The following is a 19,029-nucleotide window of genomic DNA, read 5'->3' as shown; positions in this document are numbered from 1 at the left end:
CCTAAAATTACAAAAGTTTTCCGGTTAAGAAAAGTCCGGCTACGGTAAAATAGATAATAAGTCCGGTCACATCCACTAATGTTGCTACAAACGGAGCAGAAGAAGTAGCAGGGTCAAGATTTAATTTCTTTAAAACAAACGGAATCATAGAACCGGATAATGTTCCCCACAACACAATAGCAATCAGGGAAACAGAAACACTCAATCCTACGTATACCCAATACTGGCCGTAATCAAACAGGCCTATCTGCTGCCAAAGCATAATTCTGATAAATCCGATAACTCCTAAAATTGCGCCCAGACATAATCCGGAGATAATTTCTTTTTTCATGACATACCACCAATCTTTCAGACTGATTTCCTGAAGAGCCATCGCACGGATAATCAAAGTTGCTGCCTGTGATCCGGAATTTCCTCCACTGGAAATAATCAATGGAACAAATAGGGCGAGTACAACCGCTTTTTCAATTTCTTTATCAAAATATCCCATTGCAGAAGCTGTCAGCATTTCCGAAACAAATAGAATGATCAGCCAGGTCGCCCTTTTTTTGATCATTTCGGTCCATGAAGTTTGGATATAGGGAAGGTCCAACGCTTCCAATCCCCCGAACTTCTGGATATCTTCCGTGTTCTGCTGTTCAATCTGATCGAGAATGTCGTCAATAGTCACGATTCCTACCAAAACACCGGCTTCCGTAATAATAGGAAGAGCGCCACGGTCATACTTTTCGAAATAGGTTACGGCGTCTTCTTTGGAAGTTGTTGTAGTAATCGCTACGAAATGATTGTCTGTAATGTCGGAAACCAAAGTATCTTCCTCTTCCAGCAGTAAAGTTCCGATGGCAAGGTCATCAATCAGGCGGTTTCTTTCATCCACCACATACAGATAGTTCATGGTTTCCACTCTTTTTCCTACCTTTTTGATCTGCTGAAGACATCTTTTTACCGTCCATTCCTTACGGATCTGGATATAATAAGGTGTCATCAGACGGGCAATCGAATCCGAGTTGTATCCAAGAAGTTTTAAAGCAATTCTTCTTTCCTGCGGATTAAGGTGGTTGATGGAATATTTAATCAGCTCATCCGGAAAATCCTCGAAAAGAGCAGTTCTGTCATCCGGAGTCATGGCATTCAGGATTTCGGAAACTTCGTCGCTTCCGATACTTCTGATGGTATCCTCCTGAAAGTCAGGGTTAAGGTGTGAGAAAACTTCAGCTTTATATTCTTTCGGAACCTTCAGAAACGCGAGCAGCCTCTCGTCAGCAGGAAGTTCGCTGAGGGTTTCGGCAATATCGGCAGGGTTGAAGATAAGTTCGTCTCTAGAATTCAAAACGTGAAATTTTTTGGATATGCAAAAATAATTCAAATTTTTAAGACTGAGTAATAAACTGGCAAAATTAAGGATTAATTAAAGTTTATTGCTTCAGTATAAGGGTAAAAAAAACACCCGCCGAAACGGATGTATAAAAATTAAATTTTAAATTCCAATATTCTTTATATTGGTTCGCATTCTGAAGTGGGAATGTATGTACAGACAGCGTTTGTACAGCATTGGTAAGGGCCACAATCTGAATTGTCACCACACTTTTTTATTCCACTTCCTTTAATGTTTTTTTGTTCAAGCCTGTTGAGCTTCTTAAGATTTAAATTCTTCATACTATATGATTGTATTTAAATTAAGGCTCTATCATGCAATCATGGTCAAGGCATTCTCCATTACAGCAATATCCAACAGAGCAAGGTCTTGTGATGCTGCATCTGAACGGTCCGATACCGCCATTAATTTGCTTGGCAGCTTCTCTACTGAGTTTTTTTAGATTTTTCATAGCGCTATAGTTTAGATTTAATGTCAGACTAAAATAGTAAATATTTCTATATTATTCATTTGAGAGTGAAAATATTTTGCTAGTAATCAGTGTTTTATTTATGTTTTAAATAAAAAACACCTACTAATGCAGGTGTCTGTAATGATCATATATTATTCCAGAGGACATGGATTGACAACACAAATGTTGTGACAACATGATCCGCCCGGACATTCGTAATGTTCTGTACATCTTTTGAAAGGTCCACTGCCTTTAATTTCCTTTTGTACTTGTCTGCTTAGTTTTTTTAGATTTTTCATAAGATTTGATTTTATACGGTTTAGTTTTATCTTTTATTCAAGGCAGATGAAGGGAGAACAGATCCCAAAACAGCACCATCCAACGGTACACGGATTAGTTTCGCTGCATCTTTCCATAGATCCTCCATTAATCTGTTTTGCTTTTTCTCTGCTGAGTTTCTTTAGATTTTTCATGAGATTTTGGTTTTAATGTTGGTCTAAAATAGTAAAAAATATTTAATAAATCCTTATTTAGTGAAAATATTTAATTGTGAATCAATTGTTTATAGTGTGTTTTAAACAAAAAGCACCTGTTCGTAAGGATGAACAAGTGCTTTATTTAACATGAAAATATTTATAATTCAGGGCATGCATACGCAACACATACTCTGTGACAGCAAGAACCGCCAGGACATTCAAAATGATATTGGCATTTTTGAAGACGTATGATACTCCCCAGAATTTCTTTCTGACTTTCTCTGCTCAGTTTTTTGAGATTTAATTTTTTCATAATAATTTAGATTTAAGATAAAACTAAACTAATGAAAGCTTTCAACTTATTGATAAGGATAAAGATACACTACAGGATAGTGTCTATGAAAGAATTATGAATTATGAATTATGAATTATGAATTATGAATGAGTTTGATATACGCACAGATCTCTATAGTAAAATTGACCATTGACGATAAAAGGCTGTATATTCCAACCTTAAACCTTAAACCTTAAACCTTAAACCCAGAACTTTAAACCTTGAACCTTAAATCTTAAAGCTCTGCTTCCGTGGGTTTCAGTTTTCTCAGCTTCTTAATGATTCCTTTTATCGCTCCTTCAGTTCCTATTTTAACAGAGTTGGTTGTAGAACCCAGAAGACGCATATTTTTGCGGTAGGTATCATGATCGGTTTCGGTGACAAGAGTTCCGTCGGCACCAAAGAGTTTCATACTCACAACCACCTGATTGGAGAATACGTATTTTCCAAATCCCACTTTGAAATATCTTACTTTGGAAACAATAGCAAAATCTGCATCATTGTTAAGACAGTAATCTGCAATAGTCTGTTTGTCGATACTATCAAAGGGAACCTGAACCTCTGCCCGGAGCATTTTATTTCTTCTGTTACTGAAATTATCGGTAACAGCATCAAAGAAAGCGTTGTTGGTAGGGTCTTTTATTTCGTCGATATCAGGCTCTACCTCAGGATTGAAGTAAAGAACTTTTTTTATTTTATCATCAGCATTCTTCTGGGCTTTTACCGAAGTAAATCCGATGAATAAAAAAGTAGTAACCGCTGTAAAGAATATAATTTTTTTCATTTGTAATTCGAATGCAAAATTACTGCCTTTTCATTGGATTGCATACAAATGATTAAGAAATTTTTAACATTTTTTTCTATCAAATTTGATATATGAAATCAATAATGTTTGCAGAATCAAAAAATAGTCGTAATTTTGCACCCGTTACATAATAATCATTAAACAATATTGGAATGTACTTAACAACAGACAAAAAGCAGGAAATTTTCGCAAAACACGGAAAATCTGCACAAGACACAGGGAGTGCTGAAGGACAAATCGCTCTTTTCACTTTCAGAATCAACCACTTATCTCAACACCTAAAGGCTAACCGTCACGATTTCAACACAGAGAGATCTCTAGTGAAATTGGTAGGTAAGAGAAAAAGTTTATTAGATTACCTTAAAAACAAAGATATCGCAAGATATAGAGCAATTATTGCTGAACTAGGTTTAAGAAAATAATCTATAAAGATTTTCAAAATAAAAAGCAACTTCGAAAGAGGTTGCTTTTTTGTTTTTATACACCAAGGGATTTTTAACCACAAAAGGCACAAAAGTTTTTTATTTGCTTGTTTTAAGTTACAAGTAACTGCTTTAAAAGTTCACAAGCTTTGAAAACCTTTATAACAGCTAAGATTCCTACAGAATGATAAACTGTATGGATAGACCAATACGCCAATTGTGTTATTCTGTGGGAATCCAGGCGCATTAAAACAACGAGAAAAGCATTAACAGAAATTCAATCCTGACCAAAAATATCAACTGAAGGAGCGATAATTCCCCTCCCTCGGAGGGGTGTCAAAAATTCAAAGAATTTTTGACGGGGTGGTTTACAACATCGCTATTCAGCCTTCTTCCCAATCTTTCCCAAATGCGTATTCTGAAAGCTATCCGGATATTTCAATCCATACCCCAGAATTCTGTCAAACGCAGAGTGTGAAAACAGAATAGCTCCGATCATTTGTAAATAGGGCAGAGACAAGGCTGTTCCGGCAAAATAAACAATGACAGCTACTCCGAAATGATGGAAGAGATTATAACAAAAAGCCCCAACTTTTGTATTAACTGTATATCCCAGCATAGAAATATCCGGAGCAAGAAATAATCCGGCAAACCACCACCAGGAATATTCCGTTTGTGCAAAAGCATATATACCTAAGAGTAGAAATGTGGCATATTCAAGCTTTAACTGTATTTTCATAATAATTGTGTTAGTTTATAAGATAAGTTCCTTTTTCTCATGAAAAGTTACATTTTAAAATCTGAAAAAAGAAAGCGGAATACCTTTGAGATATTCCGCCCTATACATTTTGATTGAATTTGATTTTAATGTCCTGACTTGGCTTCTGTAGTTTCTACATGCCCCAAATATTTGGTACAGTAAGCTCCAAAGATCAGAATAACCAGATAGCAGAATACAGGAATAATAAATGAATGCTGTACTCCAAACTGATCTGCAAGATATCCCTGGAATATCGGAACAATAGCTCCTCCCAGAATCGCCATGACCACTAAAGAAGATCCCTGGCTGGTGTATTTACCCAGTCCCGAAATTGCCAGTGTGTAAATATTAGAGAACATGATAGAGTTGAAAATTCCGATTCCTAAAATACTGTACATCGCCAGCTCACCATGATTTACCATTGCAGAAATCAATAGGATAACATTAATTGCTGCGAAGATGGATAATGTTCTTGCCGGAGCCGCTTTACCCACGAAAAAGGCAATGAAATTAAGAACGATAAATACAAGGAAAAAGCTGATCTGAGAGAACGTAAGATTCACAATACTGAAAATCACAAGGAAAACTGCTGCAGCTGCTCCCAGCATATAAACAGCCTTTTTTTGTTGGCTTAAAGACTGGTTTAAAGAAATAGCTCCCAAAAAACGGCCAATCATAGCTCCACCCCAATATAAGGAAAGATAATTTTTACTGATGATTTCATTAAAGCCCATAATCTGTGGCTGCTCAAGGAAACTGATGATAAAACTTCCTACAGCAACTTCTCCTCCTACATAGCAGAACATAGCGAATACGCCGAATTTCAGGTGGCTGAATTCAAGCGCTCCCCAACCTTTTACGATTTCTTCTTCACCCATCTGGAATGAAGGAAGTTTAACTCTGGAAATCAATAAAGCAACCAGTAAAAGAATCCCTGCAAAAATAAGGTAAGGAATTCTTGTTGCTACCGCACTGAATGATCCGTCCGGAGATGAGAAAAATTCAAAAATAAGATGACCTCCGAGTACCGGAGCAATGGTGGTTCCGAAGGCATTGAATGCCTGAGTCATGTTCAGTCGGCTGGAAGCAGATTCTTCACTTCCCAGCAATGAAACATAAGCATTGGCTGTAATCTGCAGTACTGTAAAGCCGAGTCCTAAAATAAACAAAGCTCCCAGAAACAGCGGATAATATGAAAATGTAGCTGCCGGATAAAACAGAACGCAACCGAATGCTGCCAGAAAAATTCCGAACAGGATTCCTTTCTTATAACCTAATTTATTGATAGGATCTCCTTTGGTAATGGAAATCATAAAATAAATCAGTGATCCGATAAAGTACGCTCCGAAGAAACAGAACTGTACCAGCATGGATTCGAAAAAGGTAAGATTGAAAAGTTGTTTCAGATACGGGATCAGGATGTCATTCATACAGGTGATGAATCCCCACATAAAAAACAGCAGGGTGATGGTAATCAACGGAACCGTATAATTCCTGCTTTGAGATTGTACTTCTTTATTAATCATAAACATTTATTTATCTGGATAAGGATAGTTCCTTAACTTTTTTAGCCTACAGCATTGTAATTGGTGAAGTAGGGCAAATATAGGGATCAGCCTATTGGTTTGCAATAATTTTATTAATTTTTAAAATGAAACAGATACTTTTTTTAGATTAAAGTATTATTTTCATTTTTTGAGACAATAATACAAAAACGACAGGATTTTTCAATACATTATCCTCAAAAAAATGCTTTTTTATTTTCATAAATGATGAATAAGTTCAGATTACTGGTGTAAATTTTCAAACTTTCATCAATTGATAGCCAATTTTTTGTATTTTAAACGCCTATTAAAGCAATCGAAAAATTTAATATATCATTATTATATAGTACCTTTGCAAACGAAAATTTAAAGAGTTTAAATATTAATCATACTCAATACGGAGTATAAAGAAGCAAATTTATGAGTATACCTCAAGCGTTTACAGAAACGATTATCCTTGCAGACGGCAGGGAAATCACTATCGAAACGGGAAAGCTGGCTAAGCAGGCTGACGGATCTGTAGTGGTGAAATGTGGCGGAACTATGCTTTTAGCAACAGTTGTAGCCAATAAAGAAGCCAATCCTGGTGTAGACTTTTTACCATTAACGGTAGATTACAGAGAAAAATTCTACGCAGGTGGAAGAATTCCTGGAAATTTCTTCCGTAGAGAAGCAAAACCATCTGATGATGAAGTGCTTACAATGAGATTAGTGGACAGAGTATTACGTCCTCTTTTCCCTGAAGATTTCCACGCGGAAGTACAGGTGATGATCTCATTAATTTCTTACGATAAAGAAGTAATGCCTGAAGCATTGGCAGGTTTGGCAGCTTCTGCAGCTATTGCAATTACAGATATTCCTTTCAACGGACCAATGTCTGAAGCAAGAGTAGTAAGAATTGACGGACAATTGGCTGTTAACCCAAGTTATGAGAATCTATTAAAATCAGATATCGACATTATGGTTGGAGCTACTAAAGACTCCATCGTAATGGTAGAAGGAGAAATGAAGGAGATTTCTGAGCAGGAAATGCTTGAAGCAATCAACTTCGCTCACGCTGAGATCAAAAAACAGATCGAAGCTCAGGAGAGATTAGCTGAAAAAGTAGGAAAATCTTTCCCTAAAAGAGAATACAGCCACGAAGATCACGATGAAGAAATTCGTGAAAAAGTATGGAAAGAGTGCTATGATAAAGTATATGAAGTAGCAAAAACTCCATCTAATAAAGAAGAAAGAGGAGAAAAATTCAAAGCAGTTCTTGCAGATTTCTTAGCACAATATGCTGAAAACGAAGAAGAGCTGGCAAGAGTAACTCCTTTCGTTAAAGTATATTACCATGACGTAGAGAAAGAAGCAATGCGTCAGATGATCCTTGAAGACAATATCCGTCTTGATGGTCGTGATCCTCAAACGATCCGTCCAATCTGGTCAGAAATTGACTACCTTCCGGGAGCTCACGGTTCAGCAGTTTTCACAAGAGGGGAAACTCAGTCTTTGACAGCGGTAACTTTAGGTTCTGTAAAAGATGCGAACATGATCGACAGCGTAATCACGCAGCACGACGAAAGATTCTTTTTACACTATAACTTCCCTCCATTCTCTACAGGTGAAGCAAGACCTTTAAGAGGTACTTCAAGAAGAGAAGTAGGACACGGAAACTTAGCTCAAAGAGCTTTAACAGCAGTAATTCCAGCAGAAAACCCATATACAATCAGAATTGTTTCCGATATCTTAGAATCTAACGGTTCTTCTTCAATGGCAACAGTTTGCGCAGGTACATTAGCTTTGATGGATGCAGGGGTTCAGATCACAAAACCTGTTTCAGGAATTGCAATGGGGCTGATCACTGATACAAAATCAGGTAAATTCACTGTGCTTTCTGATATCTTAGGAGATGAAGATCACCTTGGAGATATGGACTTCAAAGTAACAGGTACTGCAGACGGTATCACAGCTTGTCAGATGGACATCAAAATCCAGGGACTTTCTATGGATATCATGGAAAAAGCTTTGATGCAGGCTAAAGACGGAAGATTACACATCCTGAACAAAATCACGGAAACTATTTCTCAGCCAAGAGCAGATGTGAAGCCACATGCTCCGAAAATGGTTGTTATGGAGATTCCAAAAGATTTCATTGGTGCTGTAATCGGACCTGGTGGAAAAATTATCCAACAGTTACAGAAAGATACTGATACGGTTATTGCTATCGAAGAGATGGGAGAAATCGGACGTATCGAAATTTCTGGTACAGACAGAGAGAAGATCAATGCTGCTATTGCAAGAATCAATGAAATTACTTTCGTACCGGTTATAGGTGAAGTTTACAAAGGTAAAGTAGTGAAAGTAATGGACTTTGGTGCATTCGTAGCGATTGCTAAAGGAACAGAAGGACTTCTTCACATTTCTGAAATTGAGTGGGCTCGTCTGGACAAAGTTCCTTATGCAGAAGGTGATGAAGTAGAAGTGAAGTTCATGGGTTACGATGACCGTAAGAAAATGAAACTTTCCCGTAAAGTTCTTTTACCAAGACCTCCAAGACCGGAAGGACAAGGTAGACCTGAAGGGCAGAGAAGACCAGAAGGACAAGGAAGACCAGAGGGACAAAGAAGACCTGAAGGACAGAAACCACAAGGTGAAAAGCCACAAAGCGAAAAACCAGTGGAAAACCAAACTCCATCTAACGAAGCTTAATAAGATTCATTCTTAAACATAAAAAATCCCTCATTTTTGAGGGATTTTTGCTTTGTATGTCATTGCGAAATGCAGAGCATTGAAGCAATCTCATTATTTAAATTTTCAAAAGTGAGATTGCTTCGCCTTCGGCTCGCAATGACTTATTACGTTCCCACTCTCTGTTTCAGGTCCTCAGCACCGCCTGTTTTTCTGGGCTGACCGTTTTTGGAAGAACCAAAATTGTAAGTATAGGAGAGGGTTGCCACACGGGTATCTCTTTTCACCGCGAAGTTCTCTAAATAATCATTATAAACCGTCTGCCCTTTGATATTGCTGGTAAAGAAAACATCTGTGAAGGAAAGTTTCAGAACACTGTTGTTTTTAAACTTCTTCTGTGCTCCGATATTCAGGTACCAGTTAGGGCTCATATTCAGGTAGGCATAGACTTCTCTGGCTTTGTAATTTCCGGTAAGCTCAGCAGTGAAACCATTTCCCAGTTTAAAAGAATTGATACTGTTGATGCTGAATGTAAAATTTCCCTGGTTATTAATCTGTGTTCCGGACACATTTCCAGTGTATGAACCATAGTAGAAATTGGCACTGTTATTCATATCCCACCATTTGGTCACTTTCACCGGAGCGATCAGGTTTAATCCGAAATAAGAAGCAGAATTCAGGTTTTCAATGGTCTGTACAGTTACGATCTGTCCGTTTTCTGTTACAGGTTTTAAGATGTCTGTAATGTTGTCAGAATTCCTGCTGTAGCTTAATGTAGCAAAATATTTATTGCTCAGACTATACGTTAATTCATAATTCATTATAATTTGCGGGTTCAGATCAGGGTTTCCGGCTTTCAGAGTGGTAGGATCAAGATAGAATTTAAAAGGATTGAGCTGGTTATAGCTTGGCCTTGTAATCCTCCTGCTGAAATTGATTTCAAGATTGCTTTTCTCTGTCAGATCATAACTCAAGACAGCGCTTGGAAAAAGCTGGGTATAATTTCTCTTGTTGATCTGGTTGGTCGTGATCTGAGTTCCTTTTACATTCGTGTTTTCAAGCCTTAAACCACCAGTAACTTTAAATTTCTCCCATTTTTTGGAAACATTTCCGTACACTGCATTGATGTTTTCTTCATAAATAAAATGATTGGTTTTCCCAAGATCCGGAATAGGAACACCAGAACTGGCATTGAAGAACTTCAGATCGTTGTCTGTCTTTACAAAACTGGTTTTTACTCCGCTTTCCAGCTTCCAGTCGTTGCTGAAGTTTTTTGTAAGATCAGATTTTAAAGAGTAGATATTCAGTTTTCCATCCATATCACCTTTAATAATGTCAAGATTATCTGTGTTACTGGCAATTTCATGCGTTCTTGTATCAAAGCTCTGCAAAGAAGAATTAGCGTAGTTGATGTAGTCAAAATCGGTAGAAATATCAGAACCCAAGGAATCAATCGTATATTTATGATTAAGGTTGAAGGAAACATTGGTCCAGCGGTCATTCGATCTGTTGACCGTTGTGAATGTACTTTCCGGAAGATAGTTGCTGCCCAGTGTTACATTGGAATTATCTCCGTTCACATTGAATTTGTTGGAAACCAGTCCGACAGAAAATCCAAGGACGTTTTTATCGTTCAGATAATAATCCATTCCTGCTTTGGCCACATGACTGTTGAATTTGAATTTCAGATAATTGTCCTGTATATAAGCCCTTTTGAAGTTATTGGCTTCATAGAAATTTCTGTCGAGAACCAATCCATTGTAAGCTTCTCTGTAGGCAAAACTATAATTTCCGAAAAAATTAATGTTTTTATTCCTGTGATTAATGCTGAAACTGTTATTATTTTTCACATATTTCCCCGATCCTAAAGAGCTGGAAATACTTCCATTAGTTCCTCTTCGCTGCTCTTTTTTTAGTTTAATATTAATAATTGCAGATCCTGCCGCATCATATTTTGATGAAGGATTGGTGATGAATTCGATCTTTTCAATAGTGGAAGAGGGGATTCCTTTCAGGTAATTGGCAAGGTCAGCTCCCGTCATCGGTGTATTTTTGCCATCGATCTGAATTAAGAGGTTTCCTTTTCCACGAAGACTGATATTATCATTGTTATCAATGTTCACTCCCGGAGCTTTTTCCAACACTTCAAAAGCAGAATTTCCGGTGCTGGCAATACTGTTTTCAACGTTCATGATCATTTTTCCATCCTGCCTTTCAATGAGAGGTTTGGTTTTTGTAATGGTTACTCCTTCGATAGATTTTACATTAAGATCGATTGGATTGAGTGTCTTATTTTCGGTTAATGAAATATTTTCTGAGTGATAAACCTCAGTACCGTTTTTATTGATTTTTACCTGATAAGTTCCTTCTTTCAAATCATTAAAATTGAACTTACCGCTGTTATCAGCAATTTCTGTTTTGATCAATTTCTGATCAGCATCAAAGAGATTGATCTCCATCTGCTCTGCTTTGTCGGATTTTATATTTCCTGACAAAGTCAAACTCTGCATTGCCTGCTGGGCGGAAACCCTGCTGCTGAATAGCATCAGCATATAGACAATAATAAGTGAGAATATTCTGGTCATAGCGTTTTACTTTTTAGGGTTGAGACAGTTTTCTGAAATTTTCAGTAAAGCAGAATACATCACTTCCAGTTCATTGTTGCTGATCCCTTTTAAAGCTATTTTACGGTTCTTTTCTACGATATTCTGAACCTCTTTAATCACTTTTACCCCGGAATCTGTCACTTCCAATTGGGTTTTTCTTCGGTCTTCAGGATGAACTTTTCTGATAATGTATTCGGATTTTACCATTAAATCAATAATTCTGGTCACAGAAGCATTGTCCTTAAAGACAAGGTCACCAATTTCATTCTGGGTAATTCCCGGGTTTTCCAGAATCGCTTTGATGATAAGCCATTGATCAATAGTGATCGTGTAACCATGCACTTTCAGCTGGCGCTGAGCATAGTTTCTATAGGCTCTGATCGCTTTGTCTATGTTGTAGAATATGATTGAATTTAACTTTTCCATATTTTCAGATTTAAAATGATGTGTCAATTATTGATATATCAACTAATTAGTAAATCATCATTTTATTTTGTTACAATTCCTGAAAAAATATTTTCAAAAAAATTAAAAACTGTTGGTCGGTTCTTTGGGTTTTGCTTTTACAGAAGCAGTTTTAGACTCTGAAGTAAAACTTATATTTTCTATGGATTTGAATAATCTGTCGATTTGTTTTCTGGTGGAAATATCCGGAGCAACATTATAAAACTCATTAATCAGATCCAGAGAAGTAGGTTTTTGGGGATATTGATTGTTATTGAGGAAATTCTTCAAGGCTATATTTACTTTGTCTTCACCTAATAGATTACTCAATTCTACCATTGCTGCAGCTCCTTTGGAATACGAAATATGAGGAACATCTCCGGTTGCTTTATAAATCGGAACATTTTCAGACAGACCTTTTTCATTATCGTAAATCTGTTGATGTACTTTGATTCTTTCCATCATTTTTTCTTGGCCATGCATTTTTTTGTAGAGCATCATTTCAGTATACATTGCCAGGGTTTCGGTAAGCATCACAGAACCTTCTCTGTCATCAGGGTTGATCTGACTGTTGCCCCACCAGAGATGAGAGAGCTCATGACCTGCCAGTTCATTGATGACATCCTGTTTTTTATCGGCTTGTATGTTAGCGTGAAAAATCATGTCTTCCGGCATAAAGACAGCGGAAGGGTAGGCTGTTGCTGCAAAACCTTTGGTAAAAGAAGAAATCTCCGCAAAATTGATGCTTTTAAAAGGATATTGCCCAAAATTCTGCTGACAGTAATCTAAAGTAAGTTTCGCGTTTTCAAGCAGATGATTCACGTTTTCAAAGTGCTTTTGATGATAAAAGAGATTGATGTCAATTCCTTTATAATGTATGCTTTTTACCTCGTATTCTGCAGAAGAAACGGCAAACCGGAAAGGAATCTGATCTGCTTTGTATTTGAAATAATTACGACCAGATTCTGACCATTTTTTGATAAGATCTCCTGTTCCTATAGCAGTCTGGCTTTTTTCCGTGGAAATAATCATATTCAAATTGATAAAATCCTTTTTTGAAACTTCGGGAGCTTCGGGTTTCTTTAGCTCAGTAAATTTTCCAAGCTTGAATTGGCTTCGTTCTTTTTCATCCTGAATTTCATCATCTTTTTGATAACCAATGGTAGGATAGTACCTGCTGATCCTCATAAAAGATCCGTCTTCAATAATGGCATTGAAAGACTTGTGACCATTGACGGCAAACCATTGATAAGATAATTTAAAATCAAGCAAAGCTGTTTTACCTGGCAAAAGAGGTTGTTGTAATGAAACTTCTGTAACAGACTTATTGATTTTTGAGATTTCGGTACCACACTTTAACACAGCAGATTCCAGTTTTAAATCCTCATTAAAATTGATCAGAACCTTATTAATGGGCTGATTGGTTTGATTTTTAAGGATATATTTTCCTATAATCTGATAAGCATTGTTTGAAGGATACAGTTTAATTTCTGTAGCAATATCGGTGATATCAGGCTGTGGAAGTTTTTCATATTTTCTATAGTTTTTTTCATATTCTACAGAACTTAACATAGCCTGATCTTCATTTTTTGGAATATAACCTTTCATAAACAATACTCCGGCAAAGATTCCTGTGATGAGCAGAATGATACTGAAGCCATATGCAAGTACAGAGGCTTTTTTAATTTTTATAATGCTGTTGAGTATCCATAAAATACTGATAATTCCTGTTCCGAATAATAGTCTTTGAGCAAAAGCCTTTTCATAGATTCCATAGCCGTTAAAATCGCTGTATGTACCTTTAAAATCAGAAAAAATCCTGAAGAGAGGATAAGAGATCAGTTTCCCTGAAACCGGACCTGATAATATAAAGACAGCAAGGATGGAAACTCCAAGGGCTATGAATTTGTTGGGAATTCTGTCATTAATTAAAAGAATGAATCCGGAAAACAGCATCAATGGGAAAGTATTGAAAAGAAAAACCCCGAGATAAGCCTTCCAGTCTATATGAAAATACTGATACGCTATTTGAAAAATAATTCCCTGAATAATTAAAATTCCGGTAAAGAAAAACAGCAGAAAACTGATGGAAATAAAATGTCCGGTTAACCGGTTTTTTGAAAAATAGGTGCTGTTTTCAATAAGAGAAAATCCTGATGAAGAACTTCTCCAGTAAACATCGTTTAAAAAATAAGCGGAAATAAGAAGTCCAAGCAGATGGAAGTTTTCTGAAATAGTTGTCGCCATAAGACCCGAACCGGCATATTTCTGCGGAAGACGGATTCCTTTTTCAATTTCGGCATACATTTCCATTCCCACAGAGAATAATAAAAGAATAGATACAGCAGGAACGGCAATGCTTTTAAACAGATAAGTAAGATCGGTTTGGGTAAATGAAAGTACAGATCGAAAAGAACTCCATCTATTAAACTTGGGGGTAACAGTGGAGTATTCTGCTTCATTTGTTTCCGAAAATATAAGCGTATTTCCTAATGTTTTTACTTTCTTTCCTGAAGTATTAGAGAAAGAAAATAGCTTGAGTGAAAGCAGAAGAATTCCAACAGATATAAAAAAGAATAAAATTCTATTAAATAAAAGATAACCAGAGAAAGGAACCATCTGTATATTTTTCTGTTGAGCAGTCAAATCACGAGCTTCCATAAAATAAGCGGATAATCCAAAAGGATCAATTAATGCCGAAAATTGTTGTGTTTCCAGTGACTGCGGAAGACTTCCTGCCATAAAGGGTGAATTGGAAAACAGCAGAATAATCATATAGAAAACATATAGTAGCAATCCACCTGCTACAACCAGTAGTTTTTTCTTTACCGTAACCGCTATGAGAAATAGAAAACTGCAGACAACCAGACTATTGATAAATCCGAATATGAATAAAGGATATAGATAATAGACAATGTTAAAACCTTCCTGCATTTCACTTCCCGTCCGCATCATCTGACCTATGATAAATCCTGTCATTAAGAAAGAAAAGCTTAAAAAAGTCTGTGAAAAATAGGTGGAGAATTTCCCTTTCAGATAAGTGAATTTTGAAAAAGGAAATGAAAAAAGAATGCTGTCAAATTTTGAATCCTGATCTTTAAAAAGCAGCTGCAATGCATAGACCGTAGCGAAAAAAATAACGGCAAGGCTCAGCATTCCGGTCATAAAACCAATGGTATAAGGCGAGTTTAAATAAATTCCTTCTCCTACTGAAAGGTTGAACTGGTTTCCACAAAAGATGCCCATTCCTATTAAAAGTAAGGCCACAAGGTAGGTGAGCCAGTGCTTGGAATAGCGTCCGGCTTCGAATAAAAATATCGTATTCATGATTAAGGTTTTTGGGTGAGTGTGTGGAAGTAAACGTGCTCCAGCAAAGGGGTTACAGGGCTGAAATCTTTCGGAGATTTTTCAGAAAATACAGTGATATGAAGTTCTCTTTCTAAAAGCTGTCTGCTGATGATTTCATAGCTGGAATGGTAGCTTTCCAGTTCATTTTTGTCAATGGGTTTTGACCAGATTCTGTTGTTAAGCTCTGCAATCAGTTTTCCCGGATTTCCTTTTCGGAGGATTTGACCATGGTTCATCACCGCCATTTCCGAGCAGAGATTTCTGACATCTTCAACGAGATGCGTGGACAGAATTACGATCACATCCTGGCTGATATCGTTGAGTAATGTATTGAAGCGGTTGCGCTCTTCAGGATCTAATCCTGCAGTAGGTTCATCTACAATGATGATCTTCGGATCTCCCAATAAGGCCTGGGCAACACCGAAACGCTGTTTCATGCCACCTGAAAAAGTATGGACTTCTTTTTTAGCAAAATCAGAAAGGTTGACTTTTTCCAGCAAACCCAGAATTTGTTTTTTACGTTCGCTTTTATCGGTGATCCCTTTCAATATGGCAATATGTTCCAATAGATCGTATGCAGAAACTTTCGGATATACTCCGAAATCCTGTGGGAGAAATCCGAGATTCTGTTTGATATAATCAGGATTCTTGACAATATCCACTTCATTGAAAAGTAATGTTCCGGAAGTGGGTTTCTGAAGTCCGACAATGGTTTTCATCAAAGAAGATTTTCCGGCTCCGTTCGGACCAAGAAGTCCAAACATTCCGTTGTTGATGTCCAGTGAAATGTTTTTAATAGCCTGGAAACCATTTTTGTAGGTGAGGCTAAGGTTGTTGATGGTTAATGTGTTCATAACGTTGTGTTTGGGGAATAGAAGGACAGGCGGCCTTTCGGCAGCTGGTTTAGAAGTTAGAAGTTAATGGCTGGAAGCTGGATGCTAGAGGCTAGAAGCTAGGGGTTAGAAGTTAGAAGTGGAAGTTTCACATACCATGCTCAAACGCTCTCTCTCCAACCCTCCGACGCTCAAACTCTAAAACACTCCAACCCTCTCACTCTCAAACCCAGCAACTACTCTTTAAATTCAAGAATATCTCCCGGCTGGCATTCCAGGATTTTACAGATGGCTTCAAGGGTATCGAAGCGCACACCTTTGGCTTTGCCGGTTTTAAGGATAGAGAGGTTCACGGGCGTGATACCCAGTTTTTCTGCCAATTCTTTACTCTGCATTTTTCGTTTGGCAAGCATCACATCTAAGTTGACTATAATTGGCATTTTAAATAAATAAGTCTTGTTCGTTTTGCAAATGTAGTCCTTGCTTAAAGATATTCGCAAGAAACAGACAGAAAATTCCAAGCATAAAGTGAATAAACACCAGTCCCCATATCATACTTTCTACTTCCACAAAGAAACTCGCGACAATAACCAGTGGAAGCGGGATGAAAATATTGTACAGGTAAAATCTCTTAAGCTGAATGATATTTTCCTGAGTAAACAGTTTCTGTTGGAAAAAAACTTTGAAAACCCTGGCAGATAACCAGAAAAAGATTCCATAAGTGATAAGGACCAACATAAAGGAAAAGATCATATAAGGGTAATTGTTTTCAATATTCAGAAACGGCTGTTCTGTAAACGGATAATTGACATGAAGGAACTGTCCTTCTTTATAAGGTGTAACCGAAAATCCTGTGATCAGACAGAATAAGGAGTACCCAAAAGTGATTAAATATCCTGCCGAAAGTAAGGCACAGATATAAAATAAAATTCTTGCAATAATTTTGGTCTGGTTCATGGTACGAACTTTAATTGATATTGCAAATGTATAATTAATTATCGTAAAACAATAATTTATTTAAATAAAATTTTATTTATTGAATTTTGAATTCTTCAGTCAAACTCATAAAATAACGTATTAATCACGGTTTTTTATTAATTTTAATAAGAAAAAAGTTGATCAACTTATCTCTTTAATTAATCCTCGAGCTTAATGATTAACAAAGGTTTTCTTATTGATATCCTTCGACAGGCTCAGGGTGACAACTGGAATACCAACCGAAATTTTAAGCATTGTCAGGCTGAGCTTGTCGAAGCCATTATTACTAAAAGGGATAGATCAAAAAAAAATGAAATCATGGCTTACAGTACAGAACTTGCCGACCGGGTACGTGAACGGCTTTCAATGGAAAATAATATAGAGATCGAGGAAAAGAAAATGTTCAGCGGCCTGTCTTTTCTGGTGAATGGAAAGATGTGCATCAACATCAGTCATGATAATCTGATGTGCCGCTACAATCCTGAACTGGAAGATGAGGTTTCCGAAAAGAAAGGCTTTCTCCCAATGATCATGAAAGGGAAACAGTTAAATGGCTATTGCTATGTAGAACCCATCGGTTTTCAAAAAGCAGATGATTTTGAGTATTGGATTAAAATATGTCTTGATTATAATCCGGTGGCGAAGGCAGCGAAGAAGTGAGTTTTGGGTTGGAGAGTTGGAGTGTTTTAGCGTTGGAGGGTTTGAGAGTGGGTGAGTGTGGTGGAGAGTTGCGGGGTACGAGGTGCGAGTTGCGGGGTTTTGAGTTTCGGGTTTGAGTGTGTGGATGCAAGTTTCGGGATTCGGGGTTTTGGAGAGTGTTTTAGGGTGGGTGAGTTTGAGAGTGGGAGCTCTGGATTTCAACAGTCCCACCATTCATAACTCATCATTTATAATTCATCATTGTTGTAAAGTTTTTCTCTGATCTGAACGAAGATTTTTGTGGTTTTTTCCAGATCCGGAGCGTCGGGTAGAGTGGAGGTAGAGTAATGATTTTCTATAGAGTGTATCAGATTTTCTGCTTTTTGCATGACGCTTTCATAAGACTGGTTTCCTGCTTTGATATCTAAGAGTTCATCACGGTTTTCTACACGGATTGTCAGTGAATTGGTTTTAAAAATCTGTTCACAGGAGTGAAGCAGGCGGATGGTGTGCATCATATTCTTACTGTCATAATTCTGTCCGTGAGTCTGATTGACATTGTAACGGTCTTCATTGCGCTCAGCCACCCATTTCCAGTATTCCCTGTAATCTTTGCAATACACAGAGTAGGCATCCAGATTGCAAAACAGGTATGCAACCGGTTTTTCATCTTTAGGAACAGAGGATACAGAAACCTGATTGGCTTCTTCATTCTGAATAACTCCTTTATATCCCAATGTCCCCGATTCATCATAAAATAAAGCAAACATTCCCTTGGTATGATCAATACTTATCAATCCGCAATTTTCTTGTGAGAGACCACCCTGTCCTTCGGATGTAGAGAATTCATCCAGCCATTTTTTTAACAGTACAGAACCTTGTCCATCAAGGATAAAACAGAAATCCAGGATTGATTTTCTTTCTTTATCAATCGGATTTACAATCTTTTTATTGAGACCTTTTGCCTTTTTGATTTGTGAAACAGCATAGCCTGCAAAAGTATCTTTGCACAATTTTGACAGGAAATCTTCAATTTTCAACATATCCATCAATGGATGTTTATATTGAATACAATCTTCCGGACTTGCCAGAATTTCCAGAATATTAGGATTGTTTTTCTGAAGCAGTTCTACAAATCTCCCGATTTCATAATACGTAAGATCATTCGTTTCATTGGAAATCTGCGGAATATAGTTCAGTCCAAAGAAATCTTCCTTCGGCAGATAATACACCCCGCGGATATCCGTATCAGAATTCTCTGTTGCCAGCCCAAAAGCTCTACTTCCGGAAATGGCTTCGAAGAGGAGGAGGTTTTTGGTTTTTAGGTCTTGGATGGTCATA

The 19,029-nt window shown here is 37.2% G+C and carries 17 protein-coding genes; 3 read left to right on the top strand and 14 right to left on the bottom strand.

The genetic code is table 11. The features are described from left to right. Nucleotides 1-7 precede the first annotated feature (7 nt). The 5 genes from mgtE to ACMA47_RS04840 all read right to left on the bottom strand — a co-directional run bounded on the left by mgtE (nucleotide 8) and on the right by ACMA47_RS04840 (nucleotide 3,420). Nucleotides 8-1,330, bottom strand: a complete 1,323-nt coding sequence (gene mgtE / locus ACMA47_RS04860) for a magnesium transporter (RefSeq protein ID WP_413928895.1) — start codon at nucleotides 1,328-1,330, stop codon at nucleotides 8-10. Nucleotides 1,331-1,978: 648 nt separating this feature from the next. Beyond that, a complete protein-coding gene (locus ACMA47_RS04855; protein ID WP_156106370.1) occupies nucleotides 1,979-2,125 on the bottom strand; it encodes a bacteriocin-like protein in 147 nt (48 codons plus the stop codon). Nucleotides 2,126-2,158: 33 nt separating this feature from the next. Further along, entirely contained in the window at nucleotides 2,159-2,299 is a 141-nt protein-coding gene (locus ACMA47_RS04850; RefSeq protein WP_156106371.1) for a bacteriocin-like protein, read from the bottom strand. 160 nt (nucleotides 2,300-2,459) lie between these two features. Then, entirely contained in the window at nucleotides 2,460-2,615 is a 156-nt protein-coding gene (locus ACMA47_RS04845; RefSeq protein ID WP_156106372.1) for a bacteriocin-like protein, read from the bottom strand. Nucleotides 2,616-2,871: 256 nt separating this feature from the next. Next, complete coding sequence (locus ACMA47_RS04840; RefSeq protein WP_047432712.1) at nucleotides 2,872-3,420, bottom strand: hypothetical protein; 549 nt, start codon at nucleotides 3,418-3,420, stop codon at nucleotides 2,872-2,874. A gap of 173 nt (nucleotides 3,421-3,593) precedes the next feature. Here ACMA47_RS04840 and rpsO point away from each other — a divergent pair, with 173 nt between their 5' ends. Further along, on the top strand, nucleotides 3,594-3,863 hold the full coding sequence (gene rpsO, locus ACMA47_RS04835) for a 30S ribosomal protein S15 (protein WP_034692246.1): 270 nt from the start codon (nucleotides 3,594-3,596) through the stop codon (nucleotides 3,861-3,863). Between the two features lie 379 nt (nucleotides 3,864-4,242). On the opposite strand, the gene ACMA47_RS04830 is transcribed toward rpsO, so the two are convergent. Further along, nucleotides 4,243-4,602, bottom strand: a complete 360-nt coding sequence (locus tag ACMA47_RS04830; protein WP_413928894.1) for a DUF4260 domain-containing protein — start codon at nucleotides 4,600-4,602, stop codon at nucleotides 4,243-4,245. 125 nt (nucleotides 4,603-4,727) lie between these two features. Next, nucleotides 4,728-6,149 (bottom strand): sugar MFS transporter, encoded by a 1,422-nt coding sequence (locus ACMA47_RS04825; protein WP_413928893.1) that lies wholly within the window; start codon nucleotides 6,147-6,149, stop codon nucleotides 4,728-4,730. Between the two features lie 438 nt (nucleotides 6,150-6,587). On the opposite strand from ACMA47_RS04825, the gene ACMA47_RS04820 reads away from it, so the two are divergent. After that, nucleotides 6,588-8,861 (top strand): polyribonucleotide nucleotidyltransferase, encoded by a 2,274-nt coding sequence (locus ACMA47_RS04820; protein ID WP_034692249.1) that lies wholly within the window; start codon nucleotides 6,588-6,590, stop codon nucleotides 8,859-8,861. A gap of 146 nt (nucleotides 8,862-9,007) precedes the next feature. Here ACMA47_RS04820 and ACMA47_RS04815 read toward each other — a convergent pair whose 3' ends face one another. From ACMA47_RS04815 to ACMA47_RS04790, 6 genes are all read right to left on the bottom strand, one after another. After that, a complete protein-coding gene (locus ACMA47_RS04815) occupies nucleotides 9,008-11,425 on the bottom strand; it encodes a TonB-dependent receptor domain-containing protein (RefSeq protein ID WP_413928892.1) in 2,418 nt (805 codons plus the stop codon). A gap of 6 nt (nucleotides 11,426-11,431) precedes the next feature. Beyond that, entirely contained in the window at nucleotides 11,432-11,872 is a 441-nt protein-coding gene (locus tag ACMA47_RS04810) for a MarR family winged helix-turn-helix transcriptional regulator (protein WP_413928891.1), read from the bottom strand. A gap of 102 nt (nucleotides 11,873-11,974) precedes the next feature. Next, nucleotides 11,975-15,217 carry a M1 family aminopeptidase gene (locus ACMA47_RS04805; protein ID WP_413928890.1) on the bottom strand — a complete coding sequence of 1,081 codons (3,243 nt, stop codon included), beginning with the start codon at nucleotides 15,215-15,217 and terminating at the stop codon, nucleotides 11,975-11,977. Between the two features lie 2 nt (nucleotides 15,218-15,219). After that, nucleotides 15,220-16,092 (bottom strand): ABC transporter ATP-binding protein, encoded by an 873-nt coding sequence (locus ACMA47_RS04800; RefSeq protein ID WP_413928889.1) that lies wholly within the window; start codon nucleotides 16,090-16,092, stop codon nucleotides 15,220-15,222. Nucleotides 16,093-16,307: 215 nt separating this feature from the next. Beyond that, complete coding sequence (locus tag ACMA47_RS04795; protein WP_002980904.1) at nucleotides 16,308-16,511, bottom strand: helix-turn-helix domain-containing protein; 204 nt, start codon at nucleotides 16,509-16,511, stop codon at nucleotides 16,308-16,310. Nucleotide 16,512: 1 nt separating this feature from the next. Beyond that, entirely contained in the window at nucleotides 16,513-17,028 is a 516-nt protein-coding gene (locus ACMA47_RS04790; protein ID WP_413928888.1) for a DUF2975 domain-containing protein, read from the bottom strand. A gap of 195 nt (nucleotides 17,029-17,223) precedes the next feature. Here ACMA47_RS04790 and ACMA47_RS04785 point away from each other — a divergent pair, with 195 nt between their 5' ends. Continuing rightward, on the top strand, nucleotides 17,224-17,709 hold the full coding sequence (locus tag ACMA47_RS04785) for a TfoX/Sxy family protein (protein ID WP_413928887.1): 486 nt from the start codon (nucleotides 17,224-17,226) through the stop codon (nucleotides 17,707-17,709). Nucleotides 17,710-17,936: 227 nt separating this feature from the next. On the opposite strand, the gene ACMA47_RS04780 is transcribed toward ACMA47_RS04785, so the two are convergent. Continuing rightward, complete coding sequence (locus ACMA47_RS04780) at nucleotides 17,937-19,028, bottom strand: DNA polymerase beta superfamily protein (RefSeq protein WP_413928980.1); 1,092 nt, start codon at nucleotides 19,026-19,028, stop codon at nucleotides 17,937-17,939. Nucleotide 19,029 lies beyond the last annotated feature (1 nt).

This window comes from Chryseobacterium sp. T20, from assembly GCF_047345655.1.
In the GTDB taxonomy this organism is placed as follows: Bacteria; Bacteroidota; Bacteroidia; order Flavobacteriales; family Weeksellaceae; genus Chryseobacterium.
This window is presented reverse-complemented; position numbering and strand designations above follow the sequence as displayed.